Genomic DNA, 13711 nt, shown 5'->3' with positions numbered 1-13711 from the left:
GATTTGACGTAGAGCCATTTATATCAATTTAGTCTTTAACGTCGCTATTAGCTTTATCAATGATGCGTTGACGATATTTAAAGACATTGCTTGCAATAGTCTTAAGTACTGCATAGAGTGGTACGGCAATTAAAATAAGTGTGAAACCACCTAAATCTCCTGCGGCTAAAATAACAACAATTATTGTAAGTGGGTGAATACTTAAAGATTTACCCATAACATTTGGTGTAATCACATTACCTTCAAGTTGTTGAGCGATTAATGTAACAACACAAACCCAAATAAATGTAGTAGGACTATCTATGATACCGAGCACAGCTGCAGGTGCAAATGATAACCATGGTCCTAAGAAAGGTATTAAGTTAGCTACACCAGCAAATAGTACTAATAAAGGTGTATATGGTAAACCAATAATGGTATAACCAATATATAAAATGACCCCTAAAATAATACTTACAGTCACTTGGCCTTGAATGTATGATTTTAATGTGAAGTTTAAATCTTTCATTAAGTCGACTACAAATACTTTACGTTCTCCCTTGAAAAATTTAGCAAGAGCAGGAATGAATTTTTCATGATCTTTTAACATGTAAATTAAGAAGAACGGTACCATGATAAGCAAGAAGACAGTTGAAATAAATGACGTTAAGTATGTAAATGAATTAGCCAAAATTCCAGTCATACTATCTCCAATTGATTTTACAGCAGAATTAATTCTATTTGTTACATCACTTGGAAGTTTATCCATTTGCGTAAGTGAGAAGTTAACAATATGTTCAGCTTCTTTTTGCAGTGATGGTGTTGCTTTGATTAAACTATTCACGTTAGAGATAATAATTGGTGCTATAAATGCGACTACGATAGCTATAATAGCAATTAAGCCAATAAAAATTGTAGTGATACTTGCCCAACGCGGGAAACCCCACTTTTCAAGAATACTTTGGAAAGGTAAGCAGATATAGAATAAAAATCCGCTAATCATAAATGGAAGAAATACAGAACCGATAATGGTTACAATAGGTGCAAAAACACTTTGTACTTCCATAAACAATTTAATTAGCACGAACAAGATAACTAGGGCAATTCCTGTTCGGAACCAAACTTTGTTAAGCATAAGCTTACGTCCTCCTATTTTCATTTGTTCATTATTTAATTAGTATATATCAATTAAGACGCGTTAAAAAGGGAAATTTTAACTTCTAGAGAGATACACTGAGATTAATGGAGTTCATATTTAATAATGTAATTAATAAATATAGAGCTATATTTTGAAAAAGTGTTATAACTATGTATAAATTACCAAATTTCGTAAGTATGAAACATTAGATTTTTATCAGAGATTTAAAAGTCATCATTATCTTGATACAATAAGTATATTCTATTTAGGGGGCGTCAATATCATGTCTAATTTCAAAGCAGGCAAAATTAATAAACATATATTACATAGTAATATCTTAGAAAGAGATGTTACATTATCAGTATATTTGCCTGAAGATTACTCTGAATTATTTAAGTATCAAGTCATTATATGTTTTGACGGGTTAGATTTTTTAAGATTTGGAAGACTTCAACGTGAATATGAACGGTTGAGAAGAGAAGATGAAATTCAACGAGCCATTATAGTTGGATTTCATTATGAAGATGTTGATAAACGTAGAGAAGAATTTCATCCACAGGGTACTAGAAGTAATAAAACCGTACAAGCTGTTGGTAAAGAGTTGCTACCATTTATTGATAAGACGTTTCCAACTTATAAAGTAGGTAATGCCAGAATTTTAATGGGAGATAGTCTTGCTGGTAGTATAGCACTTTTAACCGCATTGACTTACCCAACTATTTTCAGTCAAGTAGCAATGCTTAGCCCGTATTCAGATGAAACTGTAATAGATAAATTTAATAAGTGTATACAATATAGTGAATTGTCTATTTGGCACGCTATTGGTTTAGAAGAAGAAGATTTTGCTTTGCCAACAACTGGAGAACGTGCAAACTTTTTAACACCAAATAGAGATTTAGCAACAGTCATTAAAGACAAAGAGCTCACATATCATTATTTAGAATTTGAGGGTGGACATAACTGGAAATCTTGGAAACCTCTATTATCAGACATACTTAAATATTATTTAAGCGATGAAGTAATTACACAAGAGTCAAATGAGGTTTAATTACTTGTATTTTTAATAGGATCATCAATGCCAAGATTTAATTGAGATAATTTAATGTACAATACTACGAAATAAAATATTTAGATATTGTAAACCTTTTCAAAAAATTTTGCTAACTAATAACGTAATATATAGAATTTTGCTATAATAGTAATATGTTAAACAAAGGAGGAATTTCAATGAATATAGGATTAGCATTAATTCCGTCAAAATCATTTCAAGATGAAGTGAATGGTTATCGTAAACGTTATGATACTGAGTATGCACGTATCATGCCTCATATTACGATCAAATCACACTTTGAAATCAATGATGATGAATTAGATTCAGTAAAAGAAGAAGTTAAAAAAAGATTAGAAGGTTTCGGACCTGTAGATGTTCATGCTACAAAAGCTTCAAGTTTTAAACCAACTAACAATGTAATTTATTTTAAAGTTGCTAAAACTGATGAATTAGAACAACTTTTCAATTTATTTAATACTGAAGATTTTCATGGTGAAGCTGAGCATCCATTCGTGCCACACTTTACGATTGCTCAAGGTTTAACAAGCCAAGAATTCGAGGATATATTTGGTCAAGTAGAATTAGTAGGGGTAGACCTTAAAGAAAAAATTGAAGAACTTTCATTATTACGCTATGACGAAGAAGAGGATAAATGGAAAGTGATTGATACTTTCAAGTTAGCGTAAAATTAAATAATATGTAAAATAAAAATCTAGCTAATGTACAGTGTATGATGTACATTAACTAGATTTTTAGTATTTTATCTACTTTTTATTAGAAACGATTTGCTTTGCCTCGATACTTTACAAAATAAACACCGTAGAATATCGCTAATACTAAAAAGATTGCTGCAGAAAAATAAAATGTATTATTTAAACCATTAGAAAACTGAGCGATTAAGCCTCCAAATAAAGGACCTATCATAGAACCAAATCCTTGAACACTATTAAATACGCCCCAAGTTTCTTCTTGTTCAGCGGGATCAATTTGTCCTGCCATAAATGTATTCCATGCAGGCAATAATATCCCATACATTAAACCTATAAATATCGCTACAATCCAAACGATAAGGATATTTGTTACTAAAGATAAACCGAAGATAAATGCTGTGAATAGTATAAAACCTGTAAAAATAACTGCATACATAAAGCCTTTACTATTTTTATCAATAATCTTAGATAAGAATAACATTGAAAAGGCACAACCGGCACCACCTATAGCGATGGCAATGGTGTACTCAATAGTACTTACGCCTACTACCTTTGTAGCATATGTAGGTAGTATAGGTAGCAATGCTGAAATAGAAGCACCTTGTAATAAAATACCAGGGAATAACACTAAGTGACGTTTCATAACATTAACGATTTGTCCTAATTGTTCACTAACCGGTTTAGTATTATAATTTGTTAATTTAATATCAACAAAATAATACAATACCCATGCAATAACTACAACAAGTGACATCATAAATGCAAATCGTGTAGGATGTAATTTAACTAGAACATTCATAAATGCCCATCCTACGAGTAACCCTAATAACCAAGCAAAGTAAACATAGCCCATTTGTTTACCACGTTGTGCTTCTTCTACACTTGATAACATGATAACCCATATGGGACTAACAGCAATACCCAACATGATAGCACTCAAAATGATAACTATTGGATTAGTTGGGAACCAAATGACTAAGAATAAACTAATAAAAGCTAATAAAAAACCTAAGGTTAATACTAGCTTAGTACCAAATTTTTTCAAAAGAAATCCGATGACAAAATTCGTTGCCGCATCGGATATAAAGTGAATTGATAATGCCGCTGAAGTCACTGCAACAGCAATAGAGGTAACGGTTGGTAAATAATTAACGTAACTTAATACATACATTCCCCGTGCAAACTCCATTAAGAACAAAATAACGAGCATTATCTTGAAGTTCTTACTAATTCCTTTATTACTTAACGAAGAATCTGGCATATAAAGGAACCTTTCCATATATTTCTTGTTGTTGTGATGAACTGTCCAAGATATTTAATAAATCGGTACATAGTCTATAAGTTGAATGGTTAACCTTTTCTTCAGTCATTTTATTAGTCATAGCTTGTAAGCGATACTCGTGATTTGTTAAATCAGAAACAATATCTATAGCTTCTTCAGGTGTATTCGCGATTTTGCCATATGATTTATCTTGGAAATATAATGCATTTTCAAGCTCTTGACCTGGAGCCGGATTCAAGAAAATCATTGGTAAACTACGTGTTAAACCTTCGGAAATCGTAATGCCACCTGGTTTTGTAATCATAAGTTGACTTGATGCCATCCATTCATTCATATGTTTTGTATATCCTAGAATAAGGACATTGTCATATGATTTAAATTGCATTTCTAAAGTACGCTTTAACCCTTTGCTACGACCACAAACCATTACGATTTGTGATTGTGGACTTTTCTGAAGGATGTTATCAATCATATAGTCAAATCCTTTTGATACACCAAATGCCCCGGCAGACATCAGAATAGTTGGTTTATCAGGATTTAAATTATGTTTCTTCAACCAAGCCACTTTATCGATGTCAGATTCAAATTTATCGGAAATAGGTATTCCAGTCACTTTTATATCAGAAGCTGGGATACCAGCATTGACGAAATCACGTTTGGTATCGTCAGTAGCTACATAATATCTATGAGAGTTAGGCGTTATCCAGTTTTTTTGTAGACGGTAATCTGTCATAACAGTTGCGATTGGAATATTTAGGTTAAACTGCTCTGTTAGCACTGACATTACTGGAGTAGGGAATGTCAATAAGATTAAGTCTGGTTTTTCTTTAAGTAGTAGATTGATTAATTTATTTAATCCATAATATTTATAAAAACATTTATCTAATTCATCAGGGCGACTATAATAAAAGTTTTTATACATATTTCTAAAATACTTAAAGCTATTGATATACCATTTTTTGCAAATAGAAGTTAAGATTGGGTGTGCTTCCATAAACAAATCATGCTCAATAACTGATAGATGAGACAAGTTCATTTCATTGAGTTGATTAACAACACTTTGTGTCACTTGTAAATGTCCATTTCCAAATGAGCCGGTAATAATCAATATCTTTTTATTTTGAGTAACCATTAATAGTCACCCTCCATTAATTTAAATTTAAAACACGCAATAACGCATTCTGATTTAACTATAGTAGCAATAAACATACTTACATAGTTATCATAATATATATACCCTTTATTAAAAGTATAAAATTCATTTATAGTGCATTATAGCATATTAAGGAAGTTAACATCATCTTTATATAACTATCCTAGCATTAATAGATTTAAAAGTATTGAATTAAAGATATATATATAGGAAATTTTAAAATAATTAACTATTAATTAATAATTCCTTCAATTATATTAATGAAATCTTTAGTTTGAGGTGTAAAACATATCAAGTTCGTATTAAATCTAATCAATATTTTAATGATTATAAATTTATCAACAACTTCAAAACGTGTATAATAAAATTATTGTAAAAAAAGGAGCGATACATTTTGAATGCGAATGAGTTGTTCGAAAAAATACGAGTTAAACAAGTAATAGGTACTTTAGATATAAATGTTACTGATATCACTACAGATTCACTTACCGCTAGTGAAGGGAGTATATTCGTCGCATCAAAAGGCTATACAGTTGATAGCCATAAATTTTGTCAAAATGTTGTTGATCAAGGTGCAAAAGTCATTGTGGTTAACCATCAACAAGACATTAACGGTGACGTGACGCAGGTTATCGTACCAGATACATTAAGAGTTGCTAGCCTGTTAGCACATACTTTATATGATTATCCTAGCCATCAATTAACTACAATAGGTGTGACAGGCACTAATGGCAAAACTTCAATTGCTACTATGATTCATCTTATTTATAGGGGTTTAGGTAAAGGAAGCGCATATTTAGGAACAAATGGTTTCCAAATAAATGAACATAAAACTAAAGGTGCCAATACAACACCAGAAACAGTGTCTTTAACTAAAAAGATTAAGCAAGCGGTTGATGAAAATGCGGAAGCTATGACTATGGAAGTATCTAGTCACGGTTTATCACTAGGGCGATTAAGAGGTGTAGAATTTGATGTTGCGATATTCTCAAATTTAACACAAGACCATTTAGATTTTCATGGCACAATGGAAGCCTATGGACATGCTAAATCATTGTTATTTAGTCAACTGGGAGAAGATTTATCGAAAGAGAAATATGCTGTTTTAAATAATGATGATGATTTCTCCAAATATTTAGCATCAGTTACACCATATGAAATATTTACATATGGAATAGACCATGACGCTCAATTTATGGCTAAAAATATTCAAGAATCTTTACAAGGTGTTCAATTTGATTTCGATACGCCTATAGGTACTTACAGTGTTAAAACACCATATGTAGGTAAATTTAATATTTCAAATATTATGGCCGCCATGATTGCCGTCTGGAGTAAAGGAACATCTATGGAAGATATCGTCAGAGTAGTTGAGAGTTTAGAGCCAGTTGAAGGGCGTTTGGAAGTTCTAGATCCTTCGCTACCAATTGATTTAATTATTGACTATGCGCATACTGCTGACGGAATGAATAAACTTATAGATGCAGTAAAACCCTTCGTGAAACAAAAATTAATCTTTTTAATTGGAATGGCTGGAGAACGTGACTTAACTAAAACACCTGAAATGGGCGCAGTAGCTTGTAGAGCAGATTACGTAATATTTACGCCAGATAATCCAGCTAATGATGATCCTAAAATGTTGACTGCTGAACTAGCTAAAGGCGCAACACACGATAATTATGTTGAATTTGATGACAGAGCTGAAGGGATCAAACATGCCATTGATATAGCTGAACCGGGCGATACAGTAGTATTAGCTTCTAAAGGAAGAGAACCTTATCAAATCATGCCTGGACATATTAAAGTGCCACATAGAGATGATTTAATTGGACTTGAAGCGGCATACAAAAAATTTGGCGGTGGACCAAGTGAACATTAAACAATTATCTATAAATGACGAAATTGTTAATGTTTACTTATTTATAATTGAAGATAAAAATCAAATCATGTTGGCTATTCCTGATATATTTTGGTCAATAGAACTTGATTTGAATATGGACAGTAATGATGTCAAAGAAGAATTGTTAATGCAATTATTTGCTTTTATCGAGGAAAATGAAGCAACCAAAATTGCTTTAAATTTAACAAACTGGATTGTGAATGATTTTAAAGGAGATTAATAGATGAGTTTAAAAGAAGAAGTTGAATCAAGAAAGACGTTTGCCATAATATCTCACCCGGATGCTGGTAAAACGACACTGACTGAGAAGTTGTTATTTTTTAGTGGTGCAATTAGAGAAGCGGGTACAGTTAAAGGTAAAAAAACAGGTAAATTTGCAACTAGTGACTGGATGAAAGTGGAGCAAGAACGTGGTATTTCAGTAACGAGTTCAGTAATGCAATTTGACTATGATGATTACAAAATTAATATATTAGATACACCAGGACACGAAGATTTCTCAGAAGATACTTACCGTACTTTAATGGCAGTGGATAGCGCAGTGATGGTTATTGACTGTGCCAAAGGTATTGAACCTCAAACTTTAAAGCTATTTAAAGTTTGTAAAATGAGAGGAATTCCAATTTTTACATTCATTAATAAATTGGACCGCGTAGGTAAAGAGCCATTTGAATTATTAGATGAGATTGAAGAAACATTAAACATTGATACTTATCCTATGAACTGGCCAATTGGTATGGGGCAAAATTTCTTTGGTATTATCGATCGTGAGTCTAAATCTATAGAACCATTTAGAGATGAAGAAAATGTTTTACATTTAGATGATGATTATGAACTACAAGAAGAGCATCCTATTCGTAATGACAGTGCATTTGCTCAAGCTATCGAAGAATTTATGCTTGTAGAAGAAGCGGGTGAAGAGTTTGATAATGATGCGCTATTAAATGGTGAATTAACACCCGTGTTCTTTGGTTCTGCATTAGCTAACTTCGGTGTTCAAAACTTCTTGAATGCATATGTTGATCATGCACCGATGCCTAATGCACGTCAGACTAATGAAGAAGTTGAAGTAAGCCCATTTGACGATGAATTTTCTGGATTTATTTTCAAAATTCAAGCTAATATGGACCCTAAACATCGTGATAGAATTGCGTTTATGCGTGTTGTTAGTGGTGCATTCGAACGTGGTATGGATGTAACATTACAACGTACGAGCAAAAAACAAAAAATTACGCGTTCAACATCATTTATGGCTGACGATAAAGAAACTGTTAACCATGCAGTAGCTGGAGACATCATTGGTTTATATGATACAGGTAATTATCAAATTGGAGATACTTTAGTTGGTGGCAAGCAAAAATATAGTTTCCAAGATTTACCTCAATTCACACCGGAAATATTTATGAAAGTTTCAGCTAAAAACGTAATGAAACAAAAACATTTCCATAAAGGAATTGAACAGCTTGTTCAAGAAGGAGCAATCCAATATTATAAAACGCTTCATACTAATCAAATTATTTTAGGTGCCGTTGGTCAATTACAATTTGAAGTGTTTGAACATCGAATGAAAAACGAATATAACGTTGATGTTGTTATGGAACCTGTTGGTAGAAAAATTGCGCGTTGGATTGAAAACGAAGATGATATTCAAGATAAAATGAACACGTCTCGTTCAATATTAGTGAAAGATAGATATGATAATTTCGTCTTCTTATTCGAAAATGAATTTGCAACACGCTGGTTCGAAGAAAAATTCCCAGAAATTAAATTGTATAGTCTTTTATAAGATTATGATTGAAAATAATGGGTATTTAAAAATATCTCTTTAAATAGACAATTTGTTAAACGTTAATTGTTTATTTATATTAAGTATAGTGTATAATACACTTAACAAATGAATACCTATGACAATTTGTCAGAGGGGAGTAACTTGAAGACCATCAACAACATGATGGTTAGCGCTTTATCGTCATTACGAAGTATTATCTTCCGGTAAAGTGGGCATTTATTTGCTAAGTGAGACCTTTGCTATTATTTAGCATAGGTCTCTTTATTTGTATTAAAACAAAAAGGAGCTGTCCACTATGGATCCGAGTTTAATTTTACCCTACCTATGGGTAATTCTCGTTCTTGTATTTTTAGAAGGGCTATTAGCAGCTGATAATGCGGTTGTAATGGCTGTTATGGTAAAACATTTACCACCTGAACAACGTAAAAGAGCGTTATTTTATGGTTTGCTAGGTGCATTTGTATTCCGTTTTCTTGCCTTATTCTTAATTAGTGTTATCGCAAATTTCTGGTTTATCCAAGCACTTGGTGCCGCGTATTTAATTTTTATGTCAATAAGAAATCTTTGGCAATTCTTCCACAAAAAACATGAAGATCAACCTGAGGGTGACGACCATCATTTTGACGAGTCTGGCGTAGAGAAAAAAGTTGGACCTATGCAATTTTGGGGCACTGTTTTAAAAGTTGAATTTGCAGATATAGCTTTTGCAATTGACTCAATGTTAGCAGCGATGGCAATTGCTGTTACATTACCTAAAGTCGGCATTCATTTTGGTGGGATGGACTTAGGTCAATTCTCAGTAATGTTTATTGGCGGAATGATCGGTGTTATTCTAATGCGTTTTGCCGCTACATGGTTTGTTGACTTACTAAATAAATATCCTGGATTAGAAGGAGCTGCTTTCGCAATTGTAGGTTGGGTAGGTATTAAATTAGTTGTTATAGTACTTGCTCATGAAGATATAGGTATTTTACCTGAACATTTCCCACATAGTACATTATGGCAAGCTATCTTCTGGACAGTTATGATTCTATTAGTCGTAATCGGTTGGTTAACGTCAGTACGTAGCAACAAGAAGAAAGCCAATAAATAGTATTAAATAAGTGATTCGAGCCTTTTAGATTTGATGTGTATCATCAAGTTTAAAAGGCTTTATTATTATTATTTGTGCAATTTAGTGATTTGATAAGAAAAATTCAATTTTGAACCTTCAATTCATTGCTAATTGGCGATATTGATATTAAACTTTAGTTAATGAATAAATTAAATAAAGCCACAACCACAAAACATAATTTAACGTTAGCATGATAGATTGTGAGTTAGTCGATAGGAGTGGACACCTTTGGATAATGATAAAAAACACGTAATACCACGTGAACAGTATCGTCGAAAACGACATGAGTATTTCCATAATGAAGAACGCGAAGAACGATTAGAACGTGAGAGAGAACAACGTGAGAGACTTGCCAAAAAAGAGCAAGAACAAGCAAAAGTTAATGAAGAACGTGTTAAAGATAACATGCGAAAAGCAAGAATTGAGAAATTAACACAAGAAGAAATTCACCAGCAACAACATCTAGCTAAATTACGATCTGATAATGAATCTGATCAAGAATTAAATGATACTAACACGCATCATTTAACACTACCTGAAGAGCAACAACTAAAAAATGAACATAAAGATAATAATGATAAGGTAACTAAACCTACTGACGAAGTGGAAAAACAGGAGAAAGAAGACAATAATTCTGCCTCTTCCAAACATGATGAAATAGAACCTAAATATAGTAGAGTTGAAAAGAATAAAGGAAAACAAGCTAATATTAATAAAAGTGAAGTTAATCATCTTGATAAAAGTGAACAAACTAAAAAACATAAAGAGACTAAAGAATCATCGGGAGACGTCTTAGAAACAAATAAAAATCAAAAAATTGAACAAAAGGAACAAAAAGCAAGTTCTAATGAAACTTCTAACAAGGAATTAAATTCTCATACTAAAGATAAAAATAATAAAGTTGAAGATAATCAAGACTTAAAGAAAGCATCTAGTCAAAATTTAGCTCATTCTAATAAGTCAGAAGAAAATGAACACTCAGAAGATAAGCCTAAGAACAATGATACGATGGACAAAGTAAAAGACTTTTTAAAATTACATTGGCTTAAAATAGTCATAGTAGTTGCAATCATATTAATTGTTATACTAATTAGTGCAATTATCTCAACGATTAATCAAAATAGTAGTATTGAACAAAGTAGTAACAATGATACGAAATACACATCAACAATGAAGAATGCAGAAACAGCTGTTAAATCAGTGGTAACAATTGAGAATGACACACCTAAGAACATAACAACACAAACAATTGATAAAACAAATACAAACTCAAATAATGAAGTTGGTTCAGGTGTCGTCTACAAAGCTGTAGACGATACTTTTTTTATTTTAACTAATACACATATAGTTGGAAGTAATAAAAGAGTAAACATTACATATGATGATGATAAAACAGCTACTGCTACAGTCGTTGGGAGTGATATGTGGTCAGATATTGCAGTGCTTAAAACAATGATAAAAAATAAAAACGTGCAGCCAATTAAAATAGGTCATTCAAAACATTTAAAGCTAGGTGAATCCATCCTAGTTGTTGGTAATCCACTTGGAAATGATTTTAAAAATACAGTGACGAAAGGTATTATTTCCGGATTAAATAGGGCAGTACCTGTCGACTTCGATAAAGATAATAAGAATGATGAATTGGTTAATACATTTCAAATTGATGCTTCAGTTAACCCAGGTAATTCAGGAGGTGCTGTCGTCAATAGAGTTGGAGAATTAGTAGGCTTAGTATCGTTAAAAATAAATATGCCTAATATTGAAGGCATGGGCTTTGCAATTCCAATAGATGCTGCACGTGAAATTGCTGAGGAATTAGAGAAAAAAGGTGAAATTCAATATCCTAATACTGGTATTGGAATTAAAAATGTTTCAGATTTATTGCCTTATGAAAGAAATTTATTAAAAGTGCCCGAAGATGTTCAAAATGGAATCGTAGTAGAAAAGTTAAAAGAAAATGGTTTAGGTAAAAAATCAGGTTTAAAAATTGGTGATGTAGTTGTAGAATTAGATAGTAAATCAATTCAAAATAATTTACAGTATAGACAAATAATTTTTAATCATAGACAAGACTTAAAAACATTGTCAGCTAAAATTTATAGAGAAGGAAAATCTCAAGAGATAAAAATTAAATTGAAATAATGTTGAGGTGACAAATGAGTGTCTATTTTCAGTAAGTTACTTAAAAAATCTAGCCCTCAACAGGGGATAGTTTTATATTATTTGATAGCCATAGTTGTCGCTTTTTTATTATTAAACCTCCCATTTGTGCATAAACATGGTGTTGATGTTAGCCCAATCGATACGCTATTCGTTGCTGTATCAGGCATTAGTGTTACTGGACTATCTCCCGTTAACATAGTAGATACATATTCAACATTTGGCCAAATTATTATATTAATCATACTTAATATAGGCGGTATTGGCGTCATGGCGATTGGTACAGTACTATGGGTTGTGTTAGGGAAACATATAGGTATCCGCGAACGCCAATTAATTATGTTAGATAATAATAAAGATACAATGAGTGGAACCGTTAAGCTGATATTAGAAATCATCAAAACGATATTAACAATAGAATTTATAGGTGCGCTGTTATTAGCATTTTATTTTTATAGAGATAATCCAGATTTAAAAAATGCACTCATGCAAGGTTTATTTGTGTCTGTCTCTGCTACTACTAATGGTGGATTAGATATCACAGGGCAATCATTAATACCTTACGCTAAGGATTATTTTGTTCAAACGATTGTTATGTTTCTAATCGTATTAGGATCAATAGGATTTCCTGTATTACTTGAAATCAGAGCATATGTAAGGAATAGGGTCAGTCATTTTAGATTTTCACTATTTACCAAAATAACTACATGCACATATCTATTTTTATTTGTTTTTGGTGTTTTAGCCATATTAGCATTAGAACATCACCATGCTTTTAAAGGATTAAGTTGGCATCAATCCTTATTTTATTCATTATTTCAATCTGCAACAACACGTAGTGCTGGATTACAAACCATTGATGTAACAAACTTTAGTGATGCAACGAATGTAATAATGAGTATCCTCATGTTTATTGGTTCATCTCCAAGTTCAGTTGGTGGTGGTATACGTACAACTACATTTGCGATACTAATTCTCTTTGTAATTAACTTTAATAATAATGCTGAAAAAACAGCTATAAAAGTGTTCAATCGAGAAATACATGTAGTTGATATTCAACGTTCATTCGCCGTATTTACTATGGCATCAATTCTAACATTTGTAAGTATGATTGTTATTCTCGCTACTGAAAAAACAAATCTAACATTTCTACAAGTATTCTTTGAAGTCATGTCAGCCTTTGGAACATGTGGTCTATCTTTAGGTGTTACAGACGATATTAGTGGACTTACTAAAGTAATACTAATGATATTAATGTTTATAGGTCGTGTTGGTTTAATTTCATTTATTATTATGATAGCTGGACGTAAGGAACCGGATAAATACCATTATCCTAAAGAACGTGTTCAAATTGGTTAAATAGATTAGCATTCTCAGAAATTATTAATTCTGAGAATGCTTTTTTGATTAGAAATAAATAGCACCTACAGATTAA

The 13711-nt window shown here is 31.9% G+C and carries 11 protein-coding genes; 8 read left to right on the top strand and 3 right to left on the bottom strand.

Going from position 1 to position 13711, the window contains the following annotated elements:
* Window positions 1-28 precede the first annotated feature (28 nt).
* On the bottom strand, window positions 29-1114 hold the full coding sequence (gene cozEa, locus F1592_RS10635; protein WP_149809508.1) for a lipoteichoic acid biosynthesis protein CozEa: 1086 nt from the start codon (window positions 1112-1114) through the stop codon (window positions 29-31).
* Between the two features lie 286 nt (window positions 1115-1400).
* On the opposite strand from cozEa, the gene F1592_RS10630 reads away from it, so the two are divergent.
* Together F1592_RS10630 and F1592_RS10625 are read left to right on the top strand one after the other, a co-directional pair.
* Window positions 1401-2165 (top strand): esterase family protein, encoded by a 765-nt coding sequence (locus F1592_RS10630; RefSeq protein WP_053017784.1) that lies wholly within the window; start codon window positions 1401-1403, stop codon window positions 2163-2165.
* A gap of 179 nt (window positions 2166-2344) precedes the next feature.
* Complete coding sequence (locus F1592_RS10625) at window positions 2345-2854, top strand: YjcG family protein (protein WP_011276214.1); 510 nt, start codon at window positions 2345-2347, stop codon at window positions 2852-2854.
* Between the two features lie 88 nt (window positions 2855-2942).
* Here the strand turns inward: F1592_RS10625 and ltaA are convergent, their stop codons facing one another.
* Together ltaA and F1592_RS10615 are read right to left on the bottom strand one after the other, a co-directional pair.
* Complete coding sequence (gene ltaA / locus F1592_RS10620; RefSeq protein WP_052177892.1) at window positions 2943-4139, bottom strand: lipoteichoic acid biosynthesis MFS flippase LtaA; 1197 nt, start codon at window positions 4137-4139, stop codon at window positions 2943-2945.
* Entirely contained in the window at window positions 4117-5292 is a 1176-nt protein-coding gene (locus F1592_RS10615; RefSeq protein WP_149809509.1) for a diglucosyl diacylglycerol synthase, read from the bottom strand. The genes ltaA and F1592_RS10615 overlap by 23 nt, the downstream gene beginning before the upstream one ends.
* A 415-nt stretch (window positions 5293-5707) precedes the next feature.
* Here F1592_RS10615 and F1592_RS10610 point away from each other — a divergent pair, with 415 nt between their 5' ends.
* The 6 genes from F1592_RS10610 (at window position 5708) to F1592_RS10585 (ending at window position 13635) form a co-directional block, all read left to right on the top strand.
* Window positions 5708-7192, top strand: coding sequence for a UDP-N-acetylmuramoyl-L-alanyl-D-glutamate--L-lysine ligase (locus F1592_RS10610; protein WP_149809510.1), 1485 nt, complete (start codon window positions 5708-5710; stop codon window positions 7190-7192).
* Window positions 7182-7433 (top strand): YueH family protein, encoded by a 252-nt coding sequence (locus tag F1592_RS10605; protein WP_053017787.1) that lies wholly within the window; start codon window positions 7182-7184, stop codon window positions 7431-7433. The genes F1592_RS10610 and F1592_RS10605 overlap by 11 nt, the downstream gene beginning before the upstream one ends.
* Before the next feature lie 3 nt (window positions 7434-7436).
* A complete protein-coding gene (locus tag F1592_RS10600; protein WP_053017789.1) occupies window positions 7437-8999 on the top strand; it encodes a peptide chain release factor 3 in 1563 nt (520 codons plus the stop codon).
* Window positions 9000-9297: 298 nt separating this feature from the next.
* On the top strand, window positions 9298-10095 hold the full coding sequence (locus F1592_RS10595; RefSeq protein WP_053017791.1) for a TerC family protein: 798 nt from the start codon (window positions 9298-9300) through the stop codon (window positions 10093-10095).
* A gap of 249 nt (window positions 10096-10344) precedes the next feature.
* The gene (locus F1592_RS10590) at window positions 10345-12258 is read left to right on the top strand and encodes a S1C family serine protease (protein WP_053041101.1); all 1914 of its coding nucleotides are present in this window, start codon (window positions 10345-10347) and stop codon (window positions 12256-12258) included.
* Window positions 12259-12276: 18 nt separating this feature from the next.
* Window positions 12277-13635: a TrkH family potassium uptake protein gene (locus F1592_RS10585; protein ID WP_011276205.1), complete on the top strand. Its 1359-nt coding sequence runs from the start codon at window positions 12277-12279 to the stop codon at window positions 13633-13635.
* Window positions 13636-13711 lie beyond the last annotated feature (76 nt).

The sequence above is a fragment of the Staphylococcus sp. GDX7P312P genome (assembly GCF_008385775.1).
Classification (GTDB): Bacteria; Bacillota; Bacilli; order Staphylococcales; family Staphylococcaceae; genus Staphylococcus; species Staphylococcus haemolyticus.
This window is presented reverse-complemented; position numbering and strand designations above follow the sequence as displayed.